12 protein-coding genes and 1 other annotated feature are annotated in these 18,158 nt (G+C 39.1%); of the genes, 7 read left to right on the top strand and 5 right to left on the bottom strand.

Annotated features, from left to right (window positions below):
* Positions 1-47: 47 nt before the first annotated feature.
* Positions 48-1,826: an oligopeptide ABC transporter substrate-binding protein gene (locus tag PL11_RS02310; protein ID WP_035166063.1), complete on the top strand. Its 1,779-nt coding sequence runs from the start codon at positions 48-50 to the stop codon at positions 1,824-1,826.
* A gap of 45 nt (positions 1,827-1,871) precedes the next feature.
* Here PL11_RS02310 and PL11_RS02305 read toward each other — a convergent pair whose 3' ends face one another.
* Positions 1,872-4,031 (bottom strand): YhgE/Pip domain-containing protein, encoded by a 2,160-nt coding sequence (locus tag PL11_RS02305; protein WP_035166061.1) that lies wholly within the window; start codon positions 4,029-4,031, stop codon positions 1,872-1,874.
* 140 nt (positions 4,032-4,171) lie between these two features.
* Between PL11_RS02305 and PL11_RS02300 the strand changes: the two genes are divergently transcribed.
* Both PL11_RS02300 and PL11_RS02295 read left to right on the top strand, forming a co-directional pair.
* Positions 4,172-4,867: a hypothetical protein gene (locus PL11_RS02300; protein WP_052127707.1), complete on the top strand. Its 696-nt coding sequence runs from the start codon at positions 4,172-4,174 to the stop codon at positions 4,865-4,867.
* A 52-nt stretch (positions 4,868-4,919) separates the two neighbouring features.
* Positions 4,920-7,031 (top strand): YhgE/Pip domain-containing protein, encoded by a 2,112-nt coding sequence (locus PL11_RS02295; RefSeq protein WP_237047509.1) that lies wholly within the window; start codon positions 4,920-4,922, stop codon positions 7,029-7,031.
* 46 nt (positions 7,032-7,077) lie between these two features.
* Here the strand turns inward: PL11_RS02295 and PL11_RS02290 are convergent, their stop codons facing one another.
* Together PL11_RS02290 and PL11_RS02285 are read right to left on the bottom strand one after the other, a co-directional pair.
* Positions 7,078-8,049 carry a GMP reductase gene (locus tag PL11_RS02290; RefSeq protein ID WP_035166056.1) on the bottom strand — a complete coding sequence of 324 codons (972 nt, stop codon included), beginning with the start codon at positions 8,047-8,049 and terminating at the stop codon, positions 7,078-7,080.
* 20 nt (positions 8,050-8,069) lie between these two features.
* Positions 8,070-9,353, bottom strand: a complete 1,284-nt coding sequence (locus PL11_RS02285; protein ID WP_035166054.1) for an adenylosuccinate synthase — start codon at positions 9,351-9,353, stop codon at positions 8,070-8,072.
* Positions 9,354-9,585: 232 nt separating this feature from the next.
* Between PL11_RS02285 and purB the strand changes: the two genes are divergently transcribed.
* Entirely contained in the window at positions 9,586-10,887 is a 1,302-nt protein-coding gene (gene purB, locus PL11_RS02280) for an adenylosuccinate lyase (RefSeq protein WP_035166052.1), read from the top strand.
* 126 nt (positions 10,888-11,013) lie between these two features.
* Positions 11,014-11,252, top strand: a binding site (T-box leader).
* A gap of 55 nt (positions 11,253-11,307) precedes the next feature.
* A complete protein-coding gene (locus tag PL11_RS02270) occupies positions 11,308-12,303 on the top strand; it encodes a ketopantoate reductase family protein (RefSeq protein ID WP_035166047.1) in 996 nt (331 codons plus the stop codon).
* A 184-nt stretch (positions 12,304-12,487) separates the two neighbouring features.
* Here PL11_RS02270 and PL11_RS02265 read toward each other — a convergent pair whose 3' ends face one another.
* Positions 12,488-12,994 carry a TetR/AcrR family transcriptional regulator gene (locus PL11_RS02265; RefSeq protein WP_052127704.1) on the bottom strand — a complete coding sequence of 169 codons (507 nt, stop codon included), beginning with the start codon at positions 12,992-12,994 and terminating at the stop codon, positions 12,488-12,490.
* A 115-nt stretch (positions 12,995-13,109) separates the two neighbouring features.
* On the opposite strand from PL11_RS02265, the gene PL11_RS02260 reads away from it, so the two are divergent.
* Positions 13,110-15,455 carry an MMPL family transporter gene (locus PL11_RS02260; RefSeq protein WP_035166045.1) on the top strand — a complete coding sequence of 782 codons (2,346 nt, stop codon included), beginning with the start codon at positions 13,110-13,112 and terminating at the stop codon, positions 15,453-15,455.
* 120 nt (positions 15,456-15,575) lie between these two features.
* Here PL11_RS02260 and PL11_RS02255 read toward each other — a convergent pair whose 3' ends face one another.
* Positions 15,576-16,418, bottom strand: a complete 843-nt coding sequence (locus PL11_RS02255; protein ID WP_035166043.1) for a helix-turn-helix domain-containing protein — start codon at positions 16,416-16,418, stop codon at positions 15,576-15,578.
* An 838-nt stretch (positions 16,419-17,256) separates the two neighbouring features.
* On the opposite strand from PL11_RS02255, the gene PL11_RS02250 reads away from it, so the two are divergent.
* Complete coding sequence (locus PL11_RS02250) at positions 17,257-18,102, top strand: alpha/beta hydrolase (RefSeq protein ID WP_035166041.1); 846 nt, start codon at positions 17,257-17,259, stop codon at positions 18,100-18,102.
* The last annotated feature ends 56 nt before the right edge of the window (positions 18,103-18,158 follow it).

Raw genomic sequence — 18,158 nt, 5'->3', positions numbered from 1 at the left:
TTAAGAACTAAAAATGTCATGGCTTTTTTTGGAATCGAGGGATGAGGATGAAAGCAAAACACTGGTTTTTGCTCAGCTTTTTAAGTTTACTAACAATTAGTCTAGCGGCTTGTGGTAAGAACAGTTCGAAGCCTGCTACTAATCATGTTGATTTACCATCTAGTTATTCAGCCAAGGGTAAGGCAGTTTCGACGGGAAACTCAACTTTGCGAGTTGCTGAAGTTAACGACGCACCGTTTAAGGGAATCTCTTTAGCAGTATTGCAGGATATGGTTGAAGATCAAGATGTGTACTCGCCAGGTGGGTTGGAAACTTTGTTTAAAGCGGATAACAACTTCAAAATCGTCAATGGTGGGCTAGCTAATCAGAAATTAGACCGCAAGAAGAATACCGTGACAATCACATTGCGGAAGAACGCAAGGTGGTCGGATGGTAAGCCGGTTATTGCTAGGGATGTTGAGTACGCCTATGAAATTATTGGTAATCAAAACACCACCTCTTCTCAGTATTCAAGCGATTTCGCGAGAATAAAGGGGATGGCAGCGTACCATAATGGAAAAGCCAAAACCATTTCTGGAATTACTTATCCAGATGGGCAAAATGGTAAACAGGTTGTCATTAAGTACTCTAAGTTAGCACCCTCTATGGAATATTTAGGTAACTCTTTTGTTTGGGGGTCTGTTGTTCCTTATCATAAATTGAAGGGCATCAAGATTTCTAAGTTGGCGTCATCTAAGCCTGTGCGTAAGAATCCGGTATTTACTGGACCATACAAGCTAGCTAAGCAGGTGGATGGTGAATCGACTAGTTGGGTCCGCAATAAGTACTATTACGGGCCAAAGCCTAAGATTGGTAAGGTTCAGATACAGGTTGTTTCCACTACGAATTCTCTCGCTGCCTTCAAAGCAAACAAGTATGATTTTGCGTTGGGAAGTTTACCAACTAGCCAGTACCAAAACGCTTCGAAGATTAAGGGTTATGCAATGACTGGCAGACCATCTACTTCATACTCATACTTTGGATTTAACCTTGGTCACTTTGACACTAAGAAAAACGTGAACGTGACCGATAAAAACATGAAGATGGGTAATAAGAAGCTTCGTCAGGCCATGATGTACGCAATTAACCTTGATCAGATGTATAAGAAGCTGTTTAACGGAGTTAGTTGGCGGGCAAATACACTCATTTTGCCTAACTTCAAGCAGTATTACGATAAAAAGAATCCTGGTTTCCCATACAATCCAAAGAAAGCCAACCAGTTGTTAGATGAAGCTGGTTACAAAAAGAAGGGGAAGTGGCGAGTTCAACCAAATGGTAAGCCACTTACCATCTACTATGGCGCTGCTGAGGGTTCATCTACTCTTCAGGCAATCTATCAACAAGAACTTCAGGAATGGCATAAGGTCGGTCTAAATGTTAAGATGGCCACTGGAAAACCTATGGATATCAATAGTTTCTATACCACCATTTCTGAGCCTAAACAAAACAAGATTGATATCTTTGATGCTGGCTGGCAGGTTACTTCTGACCCAACACCTACTCAATTGTACGGCGCTGATGCAGCCTACAATATGGGACACTTTGTTTCTAAGAAGAATACGGAGCTGATCAATGCTATCAACAGCGATAAAGCTTGGAATTCAAGTTACCGGACTAAGAAATTCAAGGAATGGCAACGGTATATGAATGATGAAGCTGCGTATACGCCTGATAGTTACAGCTTTAGCTTTACTCCAGTCAATAAACGATTGAAGAACTATTACAGCACCAATGCAGTAAATTACTTTGTACCAAGTTTCTGGCAGAATTTGGCGATGACTAAATAAAAAAATAGGTAGTAATTTCTTTCGAAATTACTACCTATTTTTTGTTTACTCACCAATTCCCGTTTCCTTAAATGCCTTATTTAACTTATCTGATACTCGTTTGATCCTAATCTTAAGGATTGATCCCAATAGGATGGCAACGGCTGACATAAACGTTAGGAAAAAGAAATCTACCCCCAGACTCTGGATGTTGATACCTCCGATTGCTTCTCTAAAGGCGCCAACTCCGTAAGTGAATGGGAACAATGGCTGAATGATTCTAAAAATAAGTGGATTCAACTGGACTGGGTACATGGCTCCACTACCTGCCAGTTGTAATGCGACTAGCATTACCATTAGGGCGGTTCCCAAGTTACCAAGTAACGAGGCCGCAGTGTAAATCATAGTTGAGAATGTCAGCGATACAAACATGCCGACCAAGTAAACCACAAATACGTTAGCCACGTGGACGTGTAATACCAGAATTGTTGAAGTAATGATAATAAATGTTTGGATCAATGAAAGCGTCCAGAACAGCAGCATTTTGCCGAAATATTCTTCATGCCGACTAACCTGTCGGAAACGCCGTCTCTTTGGAACGGTTGTTTTAAGCACGGCAATCAGCATCGTGCAGCCAACCCAAACCGAGAGGGCCATGTAACTTGGAGCAAATGCTTCACCGAAGGTTGCGACTCGATAGATGGATTCGGATTTTACGTTGAATAGGGTAGTTAAATCTCCTGCAAGTAGCTTAGGGTTGCTTTGTAAGATGCTTAAAATCTCAGCAATATCGCCGTTACTTGTTAACTTAAGCTTATTACTGATTGTTGCAATATCACCCTTGTACGCATCCAGTTGTTTGGCCAGCTTGTTTGTCGAATTAGCGATTAATTTGTTACCAGAAATCGCACTATCGATTGCATTATCGTTTAGCTGTTTAACTCGATTAACGCTACCCAAGATTGAGCTGGCCTTTTGTGAGCTGTCAATTGCGTTGGCGACCATGCTATCAATTGCTCCAGAAGCTGAGTTCAAAGAACCGGTGATACTGTTGTTAAGCTGTCTGCGAACTTGCTGGTTGCTGCTAATAACTCGGTCGACAGCTGAACTAATGCTAGCTGCAGAACCATTAGTACTTGCCTGAAGTGATCTCAAAGCTGATGATTCAGAACTTAGGCGGCCAGTTGCTGAGTTAAGCTGGTTAGTTAAGGACTTGATTTGGGAATTATTACTATCAAATGCACTTAGAAACGCTGCCAAAATTTTTGTTTGTGACTTTATAATATCAACTTCAGACTTCGCTGCCTGCGACAGGCTACTAATTCTGGATTGATTTCGTTGTTTTAAAGCGGAATTAAGCTGGCTAACCAAGCCATCCACTCTTGCTTGGCGTTGATTAATTTGTGATAGGTTATCTTTTACAGTTTTACTAGCTGAATTTAAAGATTGGCGGGTATTTTGAAGTGTCCCAGTGTTACCATCGGCAATTTCTTGAAGCGAATTATTCCCCTGAGCAGCTTGATTTACGACCTTGAGTTGTGACAAAGCAGTTGTCATTCCGTTGGCGGTGTCGTTGATTGCCGATAGCGAGCCGGTTGCTAATGTCATGCCATCATTTAAAGCAATAATTAGATCCTTTAGCTGGAGGATGTTTGCCTGCTTATTGCTCAACTTATTTCCTGCGTTGTTTAGATAAGAAAAGATCGTTTCGTTAATTTGAAAAACAAACTTCTTTTTGATTTCGGTTACCAGTGACTGGGCAGCAGTTTCGGTGATTTTAACTCCCATTGGGCTATTTTTAGTGTTCGTTTTAAAAGTCACGTTAGCTTTTTGAGGGTTATTTGAGGCGATACTGGTTAGCTTGCTTGAAAAATCCTTGGGCAAAACTATTTCAGCATAGTACTTTCCTTGCTTCAGTTTTCTTTCAGCAGTCGCTGAGTCAACGAATCGCCAGCCAATCTTTTTATTGGACTTGAGCGACTTGATTACCTGTTTACCAAAATTAAGCTGTTCACCGTTAAAATTGGCCCCCTTGTCTTGATTTACGACTGCGACTGGAATCCGTTCGGTTTCTTGAGTACTGTATGGATTCCAAATTGCTCCGACATTGACTAATGTGTACAGGCTAGGTAAGATACACAGCGCAGTTAGGGTTAACAAGGCAGCCTTGTGTTTAAAAATAGCTTTGATATCTCGTAGATATATTTTTCGGATGTTTCTGATCATGATAAAAACCTCGATGTTAAAACAAATAAAAATGGGTATTGTCCAATCGCTAATTGAGATATATTATATAGTAATGCATATGTTAACTATTAACAAGCTCAATCTAATTTGGGTATTTAACTAAAAATGGGGTGAACCTTTTGAAGAAGAAACTATTTATAAGAAACTTGCTATTGCTAGCGAGTGTTGTGATCAGCGTAATCGGCTTAACAACCATCAATTCGTCTGCAAAATCAAAGGGAGCTACGGTGGTCAGTACAAGGAAGATTGCCAAAACTCCTAACAGGTTGGTTAGCGGCTATCTGTACACTACGGCTAGTTTGACGAAGAAGGCCCATAATGCTGATAACTATCCAAGAACAACTTTTTATACTTACCGTTCAGCCACGATTCGTAAGGCTAATGGTAACAAGGCCGTTTACTATTATGTAAAGAATGGTAATGGTCGTGTTAAGGGGTGGATTTGGCGTGGTTACCTAGTACGGACATTTAACTTTACCAAGCAGAGGGCTGAACTCCGTCATATTTTGAATCTAATCAACTCGATTTCGTTGAAAAATCGGTTGAGCGTTATCCGTGTCTTAGAATCTATCAATAAGCATGATTCGTTAGCTTCGCTGATCAAAAAGCTGGATAATCTATCAGGCACTTTGATTAACTCTAATGATATCAGCAAAATCAAAGAAATTAATCAAACAATTCGCAAAGATGGAGTAAAATTAATTCAACTAACCCAACAAACATTAAATAAGACTTACAAAACGATTGAGAATATCAATCAAATTACCGACCAAGTTTATAACTTTACAAGATTTATTTTGAACCTGCTACCATAGAAAAGCTTGAGGCCCTATGAAAAATACTATTTTTAAACTGTTTAAAAGAGATATGTCTAAAATCATCCACAGCAAGCCAGTTTTAATCACAATTCTGGCTTTTTGTTTAGTGCCTGCTTCATATGCAGTGTTAAACATAAAAGCATCGTGGGATCCGTATTCTACCCAAAACATCAGACGGTTGCCGATTGCTGTGGTTAACGATGATGAGGGCAGTACGTTAAATGGTAAAAATATCAATGTCGGCAAAGAAGTTATTTCTAAGCTGAAGAAGAACCATGACGTTAAGTGGATGATTACTAATGATTGGGATGGTAATAACGGTCTTGATCAGGGAAAGTACTACGCAATGATTGAAATTCCTAGTGATTTTTCTAGTCGCCTAGCTTCGCTTGCCAGTGATAACCCGCAAAAACCAACCGTTGTATATAAGTCTAACGAAAAGTTGAATCCTGCAGCTACCAAAATTACCGGTCAGGCTAAGGACACACTTACTGAGCAAATCCGGAGTAATTTCACTCAGTTAAGTGGATCGTTAGTATTGAAAAAACTTAATCAAGTTGGTGCCGACCTCGATTTACACCGCCCCGAAATATTGGGGATTCGTAATTCTTTGAATGATTCGATTGGTGAAATCAAAAGGGCGGATCAGCATTTAAATCGGGTTAACCGAAATTCAAAAGACGTTCAAAAATATCTTAAAACAGTTAAAAATGGGATTCCCAAGGTTTCTGCACAGATTACTGATTTGAGCAATATTTTAAGTCAGCAACAAAATTTAATTAGCACTACTAAGAACAACTTGGATGCAACTAAGAACAGTGTCAGCAACGCAATGGATTCAATTCAAAACCAATCGGATTCCTTGCAATCAGCTATTAGTGGAATTGATCCGGAAACCAATTCGGGACAGACATTGGCTAGACAAGCAAAAGTTGCCAGTAGGGCAGGAAATGCTTTGGTGGCAGGACTGAACGATGGGATTCGCGTTTTCGATATTGTGGGGTCAATTATTCCTAGCAACCGAATCAATAATCTAGTCGTTAGTTTTACGAATGCTAAAAAGCAAATTAAGCAACAGCAGCGATACCTAAATGAGTTACAAACGGGTAGCGGTAAGAACACGACGAGGTTTACTAACAAAATCAACAACCTGAATGACAAAATTCAAGATGAGTTAGGCTCGGCGGCAACAACCGCTAACTCCACCGAGAACCGGCTAGATTCACTTGGGGACACGACTGCATCTGACTCTTCTAATAATTCCGACTTGATTAGCTCACTCAGAGAGGTAATTCCTGAATTAAAAGCAATGCAAAGTGCAGGAAATTCGATTAGCGGTCTGTCCGTTAATCGGGTGAAGTCAGTCCAGGAGAAACTAGATAACATTAAGTCACAGTTAAGTGACTTAGATGATCAGCTTAGCTTCCTGAATAGTCGCAATTTAGATAAGTTAATTAATCTCCTAGGTAAAGACCCTGATATTGCTAGCATTTTGGCCTCACCAATCAAGTTGAAGAGTAAAGAACTTTATAATATGGGGGTCTTTGGTTATGGAGCAACTCCATTTTATACAGTGTTATCAATTTGGATTGGGGTGTTGTTATTAACCACTATCATCTCCTGGAAGTATGCGGTGGGAAGCACAATGAGGGAAAATAAGATTCGCTACTACCAGACATATGGCGGAAAGTTCTTGCTTTACCTGACGATTGCGTTCACCCAAACACTATTTACTTTTATCGGGGAGATTGGTTTCCTAGGGATTCGACCGCATAGCTTGCTGGCGTTTATCCTCATAGATTTCTTTACGGCGCTAGTATTTACAATGATCATCTTTAGTTTGGTATTTTCGTTTGGAAATGTTGGTAAAGTCGTTGGTGTCTTGCTGATGATCCTGCAGATTTTTGGTACTGGTGGTTTGTATCCACTAGAGGTTATTCCACGAGGGCTAACAAGTTTGACACCATACTTACCATTTACCTATGCAATTAGTGCGTTCAGAGAAGCCATCTCTGGCCCAGACTGGGGAATTTTCTTCAATGATCTATTAATCTTAGCTGGATTTGGATTGTTCTTTGTGATCCTCACTCCAATTTCCCGACGGTTATTTAGAAAACCGATTCATGCGCTGGAAGAAGGATTTGAAAAGTCTCAGCTATAAAAAAATAAGGATTCAGATTGGCGTTGCCAACCTGAATCCTTATTTTTTAGTCGCCGTTCATAATTGAATTCTTAACTACTACGTAGTCAACGGTTCTAATATCTGATAATTCCTTACCACCTGCGTAAGAAATTGATGATTGGAGATCTTCTTGCATTTCGATTAAAGTGTCTTCCAAGTGGCCACGGTATGGTACCAGCATTTGGCGACCCTCAACATTACGATAAGCACCCTTTTGACGTTCAGAAGCTGAACCCCAGTATTGCTTATATTTCTTGCCGTCAATACTGATTAGGTTACCAGGAGTTTCTTCATGACCGGCCAAGAGAGAACCAATCATAACCATTGAAGCACCAAAACGGACTGACTTAGCGATATCACCATTAAACCGAATTCCACCGTCAGCAATCATTGGCTTTTTAGCAGCCTTTGAGCAAAGACGAAGGGCAGCTAATTGCCAACCACCAGTACCAAAACCAGTTTTTAGCTTAGTGATGCAGGCCTTACCTGGTCCAATCCCAATTTTAGTTGCGTCGGCACCAGCATTTTCGATTTCACGAACTGCTTCTGGAGTTCCAAGGTTACCAGCAATCAAGAATGTTTCTGGTAATTTTTCCTTGATGTAGTGGATCATGTTAATAACAAAGTCTGAGTGACCATGGGCAACGTCAATGGTGATGTATTCTGGCTTAGCATCTTCCTTAACTAATTCGTCGATGAAGTCATATTCACTGTCCTTGATACCAACACTAATTGAAGCGTATAGGCCAAGTGAGTGTAATTCCTTAACAAAATCAGTTCTAGTTTCTGGTTGGAAACGGTGCATGATGTAGAAGTAATCATTTTGTGCCATCCAGATTGCTAATTCTTTATTCATTACAGTTTCCATGTTTGCAGGAACAACTGGAACTTTAAAGGTCTTAGGGCCAAACTTTACAGAAGTGTCGGCGTCTTTACGGCTCTTAATGATACATTTTGCGGGAACAAGTTGAATGTCTTCGTAGTCAAATACTTCCATAGTTAGTTATCCTCCGTGGGTTAATCCCAAACGTTGCTTACGATGTTTGTCTGGTTACGATCTGGGCCAACTGAGAAAGTGGCGAACGGAACGTTAACCAATTCAGATACGCGGTTTAAATAATTTTGGGCATTCTTTGGTAATTCATCAATTGTCTTGCAGCTGGTGATGTCTTCTTCCCAGCCAGGTAACTCTTCGTATACTGGTTCGCACTTGTCTAATTCACTCAAACTTGCTGGATAATGTTCGATTGTTTCACCATTTAACTTGTAGGCGGTACAAATCTTTAGAGTTTCGATTCCAGTAAGTAAATCAAGCGAGTTTAAGGCGAGGTGAGTAAAGCCACTTACACGGGCTGCGTGGCGTAGAACAACGCTGTCAAACCAACCAATTCTTCTTGGACGGTGGGTAACAACTCCGTACTCATGACCGACTTCACGGATGTGATTACCGATTTCGTCATGCAATTCAGTTGGGAATGGACCTTCACCAACTCGAGATGTGTAAGCCTTGCAAACACCAATTACGTGGTCTACTCGGCTAGGGCCAATTCCGGCACCAGCGGCAACACCAGCGGCACTAGCGTTTGATGAGGTAACGAATGGATACGTTCCTTCATCAATGTCTAGCATTGAACCTTGAGCACCTTCGAACAGAACGTTTTGTTTGTCGTCGAGAGCCTTATTGATCAGGTATGATGAGTCGACAACGTGTTCTCTAATGCGGTCAGCGTATTCGTTATATTCTTTATAGATAGCTTCGAAGCTAAGTGGTTCAACCCCGTAAAGCTTAGTTAATAGTTCATTTTTGATTTCTAGAGTTGCTTTTAAGCGTTTGTAAAATTCATCTTTGTCGATCAAGTCGGCAATTCTGATTCCAATTCGTTCGTATTTATCCATGTAAGCTGGGCCGATACCTTTTTTGGTAGTCCCAATCTTATTTCCACGATGTTGTTCTTGAAGTTCATCAAGTAAAGTGTGGTATGGCATAATGACATGAGCACGATTTGAAATCAGTAGATTGTCAACTGATACACCGTGATCAATGAGGTAATCCATCTCGGTGATGAGGGACTTAGGATTAACTACGACCCCGTTACCGATAATGGAAGTTTTGTCCTTATCAAAGATTCCTGAAGGAATGAGTTGAAGATGGAACTTTTCGTCGTTAAAGACAATGGTGTGGCCAGCGTTGTCTCCGCCTTGATAACGGGCGGTGATATTTGCGTTTTGGCTGAAGAAATCGGTAATCTTACCTTTTCCTTCGTCTCCCCACTGACTTCCAACGATCACAATAGATGACATGTAAACACCTCTAAATTTTATTGCTGAGTAATTTACCCAGCATTTATTATATTAGCAGGAGGATTCTTAAATATCAACCGTAAATGTTGATGATTTTTATTAGTGTACGGATAATCGTTCGAGTTTCGGTTAAAAAAGCGAATATTAGCACTTCGTTTCCATATAATATGGATAAAACATGAACAATATGTTAATATTGATGTGTTAATTCGTTAAGAGAAAGGATTTAACTATGATTGATAGATATTCCCGCCCAGAAATGAAACACATTTGGTCACTTGAAAACCAGTATGATGCTTGGCTAAAGGTTGAAATTGCGATTGACGAAGCCTGGTCAAAGCTTGGACACATTCCTGCAGAGGATGTTGAAAAGATTAAGAAAAACGCTAAATTTGACGTTGATCGAATTGCTGAAATTGAAGCTGTTACTCACCATGACATCGTCGCATTTACCCGTGATGTTTCTGAATCATTAGGTGAAGAACGTAAGTGGGTTCACTATGGTGTTACCAGTACCGATGTCGTTGATACTGCCTATGGTGTCAGAATCAAGCAGGCGGACGAAATTATTCGCCAAGACATTGAGAAATTTATGGAAGTAATTAAGAAGAAAGTCTATCAATACAAGGACACTGTAATGATTGGCCGGACTCACGGAGTTCAGGCTGAACCAACAACGTTTGGTTTGAAATTAGCACGGTGGTACTCAGAGATGAAACGGAATCAACAACGTTTCGAAGCTGCAGCTAAGGAATTAGAGGTCGGCCAAATTTCTGGGGCAGTTGGAACTTTTGCGAATGTTCCTCCATTTGTCGAAGAATACGTATGTGAATCATTAGGAATTAGAAACCAGGAAATCACCTCACAAGTTCTACCTCGTGATTTGCACGCTGATTACATTTCAACGTTGGCATTAATTGCGACTGGTTTGGAAGAATTTGCGACTGAAATCCGTGGTCTCCAACGTTCGGAAATTCATGAAGTTGAAGAACATTTTAATGCTGGACAAAAGGGATCTTCTGCCATGCCGCATAAGAGAAACCCAATCGGTTCAGAGAATATTTGTGGATTGGCCAGAGTTGTTCGCGGCCACATGGTAACAGCATATGAAGACGTTGCTCTATGGCATGAACGTGATATTTCACACTCATCTGCTGAGCGAGTAATCATTCCTGATACTTTGATGTTGGTTGATTACATGCTTCATCGATTCACGAACATTTTAGATAAATTAGATGTCTTTCCTGAAACAATGTTAAACAATATGAATCGGACTTACGGTCTGATTTATAGTCAACGAGTTATGCTTAAATTGATTGACAGTGGAATGACCAGAGAACAAGCTTATGACCTTGTTCAACCATTAACTGCGAAATCCTGGAATGAACAAATTCAGTTCCGTGACTTGGTTGATGGCAATGAAAAGATCACTGGGCAACTTTCGAAGTCAGAGATTGATGATGCGTTTGATTATCATTATCACATTAGAAATGTTGATGAGATTTTGAATAGAGTGTTTGGCGCAGAAAAATAGATAAGAAGACTGCTTGCTGGCTAAGGCAAGCAGCTTTTTTTATTCAAACTTCAAAATAAATTTAAAAAATGAGTTGACAATTAGAATTTGCGTAGGTATTATGAGAACAATCTTAATATTCGATTATCAAATGCAGCGACGAGGAGAGTAGTCTTCACCAACCAATCTCAGGGAGTCCCGAAAAGTGAGAAGGGATATTGGCAATGAAGTCGAAAGTAACCTCCAAGCAGTAAATGCGATTTATGAGTGTTTACGGTGGACACACCTTACAGTGTTAGAGCATCGCCTAAGGGCTGTGCTTGAAGAGGTAGTTGGGACAACAGCCAGCTACAACATAGGTGGTACCGCGCAGAAGCGTCCTTGATTTTAATCAAGGGCGCTTTTTTTAGTCGAATAAATAAAATATGGAGTGTGATAGTTATGAAGTTTGCAATGATTGGTGCAGGAGCAATGGGTTTACGTTACGGAATTTTGTTACAAGAAGCAGGAAACGACGTTACATTTATTGATACTTGGCAGCCACATATCGATAAGATCCGTGAACAGGGTGGAGTATATGTAATGCGTGACCACGAGGACCGGCACCTAGTTGACATCAAACTGGAAACTCCAGAAAGTTACGATGATGATCCTGACATGTTTATTATTTTTGCTAAGCAAATGCAATTAGCAGATTACTTGGAACGTTGTGCTCACTTTATTAAGCCAAAACATTATGCCTTTACTTGTATGAATGGGATGGGACACATCGAAAAGATTCAGAAGTATTTTGATGACGACAAGATTATCGGTGGAACAGCATTGATTGCAACTGTTCTTCCTGGCCCCGGTGAAGTCGATTTTATGGGTAAACGTGGAGCTGGAAAATTAAACATGTGCCCTCTAAACGAAAAGCCAGATCAGATGTGCTACGACCTGTTCAATGAACTGGACAAAGCACAGATGAACCCAACTTTAACTGATGACTTTATGGGAACTTTGATGACAAAAGTTATCTTTAACTCAGTTATCAATACCATTTGTACAATGTTTGAAATTCAAATGGGTGAGTTCGGTAACTTCAGCGGGTTTGATTCAATGGCTCGTCAGCTAATTGATGAAGCTTATGATATTTGTGCCCGCGCAGATATTCACCTTGTTTCCAGCCGTGATGAAGAGATGAAGGCACTGGAAGTTAATACTAGAGTTGACATGCCACTTCATTACCCTTCAATGTACCAAGACATGATTAATGATCGACCAACAGAAGTTGATTATATCAATGGGTACATTGCTGAACTTGGTCGAAAGTACCATTATGAAGCAGCAACTCATTTGTTCGTTACGCAGGCAGTTCATTTGGCTGAGTACCATCGCCAAAACGAGAAGGCAAAGCGGGCGGCAGAAATGAAGGAATCTTTGATTCAGTCACATTAGAAACTTTTTTGATTCACTCTCAACTTTTCGACCAGCAAACTTCACTCCTGTTGTTTACTGAATTGGTCATTAACATAGAAGCAAGTGATAACTACTAGAACACATAGAACAAAAAAGCTGAGATGCATCTTCCACTTTCTCTGGAAGATGCATCTCAGTTTTTTTAATTATAAGTCAATTTTGATTAATCATCAGTTTTTGGGAACTTCTTCGTCTGGTAAATCCTATCTAATTCTTCAAAGTCATCAATAATATCTAGCTTGTTTCCATGTAACTGATTCCACATAATAACGCTATATATATTCCCTAGATTCCAAAGTAGATTAGGATCCTTAATTTTATTGTAAAGAACTCTGGCACCACTTTCTTCAACCAATCGAGTGAACTCGGTGTCAAACTGTTGCTTTTCAATAATCGGTTGTAAGTTTGAATCAAATAAACCTGCAACAGCTTTAAAGGGGCGGTTTTCGAATTCTGATAAAAAATCTTCATGATTACTTATTTCTCTGTCCATAAACTTCCCTAGCAAGTCGTACTTATCAAGAAAATGCTTGTAGATTGTGTTGCGATGGACAAAGGACTCCCGGGAAATTTCAATCATAGTAATCTCTGAGAACCGTTTTTTCTTCAATAGATCAGCAAATGTATCAAAAATAACAATATCAGTTCGCTCTCTTCTCATATCAGTCATAAACATTTCCCCCAATTTGCACATTTTGTGTGCAGATGCACTCAATTGAACATATACACATAATGGCAAAAGTAATAGTATGTGTCAATAGTTTATTAAGTAAGGGAGTAATTATATGCAAAGTGGATTAACAAGTTTTGGAAAGTGGGTCTATAACAATAAGTTTAAAGCATTAACTGCTTGGCTTGTCATGTTGGTAGCCTTTGTTTCCGCCGTTGGGATGCTTGGATCTCATTTTAATGAAAATTTGAAGATTTCTGGAATCCCATCAACTGATATTCAAAAAGTATTAGAAAAACAGTTTGATCAGTCGGTTGATGCGGGTTCAATGACTGTTGTCGTTGAAAACACGAACGATAAGAGTATAAATAACAGAAATCAAAAGAAAGAAATTAACGCTACTGTTAAGGCTTTAAAGAGCAAATATGGTAGCCAAATCAAGTCAATCACCAGTCCCTACGAATCACAATCAATTAGTTCCGATAAAACCACTGGGATGGTTAATATTACTTTCAAAAAAGATTCTAACTTGGTTTCCGATAAGGCGATTAGCGGAATTCAAAAGAAATTCCGTAATAAAGTTAAAGACAGTAACACAAAAGTCTCCTTCTCAGGAAACGTCCTGAGTATGCCTGATATTGGTGGTCTTTCCGAAATCATCGGAATTGCCATTGCCTTTATCTTAATGCTCGTATTATTTAAATCATTTATCACAGCTGGTCTACCAATTATTAGTGCCATCATTGGACTAGTTACCGGTTTAATGACAATCATGATTGGAACCAATTTCTTTTCAATCGTTTCTGTTGCCCAAACCCTTGCGGTTATGATTACCCTAGCCGTTGGAATTGATTATGCCCTGTTTATAATTCACAGGTACAAGTCAGAGCTAGCTAACTCAGACACGACGGAACCGGATAATGCCATGGGTGCGACGTTAGGCAGCGCGGGTAGTTCAGTTCTATTTGCTGGAATTACCGTTATGGTTGCCCTCGTTGGACTAGTCTTTATTCGAATCGATTTCTTGACCCAAATGGGGATTGCATCTGCCGTTGGAGTTTTGTTTGCAGTTCTCTCTGCAATGACATTGCTTCCAGCGTTAATTTCATTGTTTAGTAAGTTTATCAAACCAGCTTCAGTGAACACTGAACAGGCAGTTAAAAAAACTGGGGTAGTTACCAAAACAGTCGCAAACCATCCATTTGTTATGGTAATTCTAAGTTTGGCAGTGTTGATTGGATTTATGGTTCCATCTAGTCACATGCGATTGGGAATGCCTTTTGACGGTTCCTTACCAACGGATAACACGCGGCGACAAGCATACGACACAATTTCGGACAAGTTTGGCGCCGGTGCAAATTCAACAATGATTGGCGTTGTTAAGCTTGATAGTAGTAATTCTTTAAAGGAAAACAAGCAAATTCTTAAAAAGGTTACTAGTAAAGTTGAAAACTATGATAACGTTGACCAGCTCATGCCCGTTGTTAATGAGAAAGCCGTCAAGGCAGCAAAATCACCACAATTTCAACAAAAACTAAAAGTTGAAGGCAAAAAGTTTGTTCAAAAGAAAGTTATGGCTGAAATGATGAAGAATCCAGCCATGACTCCTAAACAACAGAAGATACTTGCACAAAAGTACACACTTCAGTTTAAAAAGTTAGTCACTGAGAGAACAAAGAAAGCAGCGATTTCTAGTATCCCAGTTAAAATTAGTAAAGATCATAAGTACGCCCGGTTTATCTTAATGCCGGAAAACGGACCTGAATCTGCTAAAACTGAAAAATTAGCTCAAAAAATTAACTCATATTCCAAAAAGCTCCAAAAGAGCGATAACACTAAAATCATATTAACTGGATCAAATGCGGTTAATATTGATATTTCTAAGAAATTAAATAACGCCATTCCGATGTTTACAGCAATCGTAATGGTCATTGCGTTCGTTCTCTTGATGATTATGTTCCGCTCATTTGTCATTCCGCTGTTTGCTATGGTCGGATTTGGATTGTCCGTGTTTGCCTCATTCGGATTTACAACTTTGGTTATGCAAGATGGTGTGATGAAGAGCTTCTTTGGAATTAGCGTTGGTGCGCCAATCCTTGCCTTCTTACCAGTTGTTATGATTGGGGTGCTGTTTGGATTAGCGATGGACTATGAAGTGTTCATGGTTTCGCGAATCAGGGAAACATACCTGTTAACTGGTGATACCAAGTACGCAGTTAAGACAGGTCTTGCTGAAAGTGGCCCAGTTATCGTGACGGCTGCATTGATCATGATTGCGGTGTTTGGAAGTTTCGCACTTTCATCTGATCCAACTGTTAAGTCAATTGGAATTTCATTGGCTGGAGGAGTTCTGTTCGATGCATTCTTCGTTCGACTTATCTTTGTCCCAGCAATGATCAATTTGTTAGGTAAGATAAACTGGTATTTCCCAGGTGCCACTCACAATAAGTTTAAGAACTAAGTTACCAATAAAGTCTATGTATAAAAAATCCCCTCGCTAGATTTCTAGCGGGGGGATTTTAATTGTGAGGACTTAATTATTATGTGAGTGAAAAGATAACTGTCATCTATAAACTATAAGTTAAACAAAATCTTCAATTCTCTTTAACAACTTTTGGTTATTATTAATTCTCGCAAACGCAGCGGCATCATTTAGATATTCACCGATTCGTTTATCATCTTGACCAGCCTCACGAATATTTTGCGCCCGCCTAAACTGAATTCTAGCAACGTAGTAGGTGACGTGACTCTTTGCACAGATACCATAAGCATACTCTAACAATGAATTGCTGGTGTCGTATTCCTTAGCGTGAGCATAGTAATCAGCTGTGTAGAAAATCATGCTAAGAGCCCGCCAAACTGCCCGTTCATCGTCAAGTGGTAGTGAGTAAAGTGAGTCGAATACCTTTTGAAAGTAGAATTCACTTTTGTCGATTTCACCGTTCCTAAAGTAAGCAGTCCCTACACCGGTAAACGCCAGTAAAGAGAATACTGTTTGGTGATCATCATCAAGACCGTTTAAAATTTGGTCAAAGTAAAACAAGGTATCAGATAATGGGGCGTCTTCAAGTGCAGATACAAATCCCTTAATGAAGTAGTACTGCATTAAAGCTTTATCTTGTAAATCGTCCTTCTTAATTGATGCGAGTTCCTTTTTTGCTGTGTCAAACTCGCTGGTAATCAATTGGAACTCCGCATGATCTAGCTTTTTGATTGCGTCAGTTTCTGATTTTGATGTGATTGGGAAGATATCGTCTAAAGTCAAACCGAGGCGTTCACATAGTCTAATCAAAATTTTGATGGAGGGAGCTTTCCCTGACTTTTCGAACTTACTTAGGGTAGCTTGGGTACAGATACCCTTGGATAGTTCTTCTTGAGAGTAACCAAGCTTTTTTCTAGTTTTTATAAATAGTTCAGTGTTCATCTGTCTATCATTCCAATAATAAAGTTTTTGTTTTCAAAATTATTATATCAGAATATTCGAAAATCATTTAGCTTATTCGAATATTGCTTTAAACGAAGGCACAAAAAAAGATAAGACAGGGGGATGTCTTATCTCTAAATATGTCTATATTCTGAGGGGAATATGAATATGAAAAGTAACAAATTAATGGGGGATTAATTTATTACGATATTGGGGGGTAGGAAGAGAGGCTTTTAAGTAACCCTCTTCTCTATGGTTCTTAATATACACACAAACTGTTAAAAAAAAACGACGAAAGTGTGATTTTTTTGTGAACATGGAGATTTATGGATCAATTTTTGGTATAAAAAAAAGAAAAGGTTGGGGGAACCTTCTCTTCTGCGACTAATATCTTTTATGAGGGGGAGATGCGAACAAAACGACAATGAATTATTAAATAATTTATTGTTGAATTATGTGTACCAGGAATATCGCTATGATTTTTCCTTTGACTATATAGTACTAATTAAATTTAACGAAATTGTGTTCTAAATGTGAAGAATTTGTGAAGATACAAAAAAAGATAAGACACGGGGATGTCTTATCTTCAAGATACCTATATTCTAGGGGAAGAATATGAATATAAAAGTAATAAATTAAAGGGGGATTTAATTTATTGCTAACACAGATAACAAACTTTATTACCTATGCTACTTTTAGAACTATATAGAAAAAATGTTGCCAAATAATGAACAAATTGTGAAGATTTTGTGAATTTATCAAAAACGAGTTATGTACGGACAAATTTTTGTAGGAATGTTATATTAATGTAAGCGGTACATCACGGGAGGTGTAGGCTATGAGCTTTCGATCAAAGCGACTTTTACATAAAATGAAATCCGAAAGTTATAAGGACAACATTTCACACACTTTTTTAAAACCTAATCAAAAACAGAATTTATTCTCCGAGGATCCTGTGTACAATGATAATATCAAGAAAATTGATAACGGACAAATTGTAACTCTGGACATCGTGTCTAAACCTGATAATCAATTATTGTACTTCCATGGTGGGGCATTTACTGCTCCAATGAATGCAGATCAGTTGGAGTTCATTACCAACCTTGCCCAGAGAACAAATTCTCAGTTGAAGATTATCGACTTTCCTTTGTTACTGTCACATAAGTCCACAGAAATCATTGATTTTTGTGTTAAGGCGTTTGATGAATGTGTGGCAGACAGTTTGCCAATTAACTTAGTTGGCGATTCTGCTGGAGCCTACTTAATGCTTCAAGTTGCTACCAGAAGGGCAGCAGAGGTTAACAGAATTGTCGCAATTTCGCCTTGGCTGGATTTAGAGTTGGCCAATTCCAGTGTCCACCATCGAGAAGCGGATGACGTTTTTCTAGAACTAGATGTTCTGCAGACGATTGGTAAGCAATTTGATGATGGGCTAGTTGAAGGTGATGTTGTCGATCTATTTATGGAAGAAAATTTATCTGGACTAAAAATTCAACTATTTTATGGTGATAACGAAATGCTGGTACCTGATAACCAAATTTTTGTTGATGCAATGAATAACGCAGTTGAGTCAGAGATAGAAGTGGTTGAGTTTAACGATATTTTTCATGATTATATTTTGTGGACTAAATTAAGTGAAACTAAGAAGACTGAAAAATTGATTGCGGAGTTTTTAGGACGTTAGGACAAAATTAAAAAAGTTAGCCATGATATGGAAGATAAATATCATAGCTAACTTTT

The sequence above is a fragment of the Lentilactobacillus curieae genome, assembly GCF_000785105.2.
GTDB classification, from domain to species: domain Bacteria; phylum Bacillota; class Bacilli; order Lactobacillales; family Lactobacillaceae; genus Lentilactobacillus; species Lentilactobacillus curieae.
Note: the sequence above shows the minus strand (reverse complement) of the source record. Positions and strands in the feature narration are given on the sequence as shown.

Bases quoted from the DNA above. Each gene is read 5' to 3' on its own strand.
- PL11_RS02250 (WP_035166041.1), top strand. From the start codon at position 17,257: ATGAGCTTTCGATCAAAGCGACTTTTACATAAAATGAAATCCGAAAGT.
- PL11_RS02265 (WP_052127704.1), bottom strand. From the start codon at position 12,994: ATGACTGATATGAGAAGAGAGCGAACTGATATTGTTATTTTTGATACA.
- PL11_RS02285 (WP_035166054.1), bottom strand. From the start codon at position 9,353: ATGTCATCTATTGTGATCGTTGGAAGTCAGTGGGGAGACGAAGGAAAA.
- PL11_RS02260 (WP_035166045.1), top strand. From the start codon at position 13,110: ATGCAAAGTGGATTAACAAGTTTTGGAAAGTGGGTCTATAACAATAAG.
- PL11_RS02290 (WP_035166056.1), bottom strand. From the start codon at position 8,049: ATGGAAGTATTTGACTACGAAGACATTCAACTTGTTCCCGCAAAATGT.
- PL11_RS02295 (WP_237047509.1), top strand. From the start codon at position 4,920: ATGTCTAAAATCATCCACAGCAAGCCAGTTTTAATCACAATTCTGGCT.
- PL11_RS02255 (WP_035166043.1), bottom strand. From the start codon at position 16,418: ATGAACACTGAACTATTTATAAAAACTAGAAAAAAGCTTGGTTACTCT.
- PL11_RS02305 (WP_035166061.1), bottom strand. From the start codon at position 4,031: ATGATCAGAAACATCCGAAAAATATATCTACGAGATATCAAAGCTATT.
- purB (WP_035166052.1), top strand. From the start codon at position 9,586: ATGATTGATAGATATTCCCGCCCAGAAATGAAACACATTTGGTCACTT.
- PL11_RS02270 (WP_035166047.1), top strand. From the start codon at position 11,308: ATGAAGTTTGCAATGATTGGTGCAGGAGCAATGGGTTTACGTTACGGA.
- PL11_RS02310 (WP_035166063.1), top strand. From the start codon at position 48: ATGAAAGCAAAACACTGGTTTTTGCTCAGCTTTTTAAGTTTACTAACA.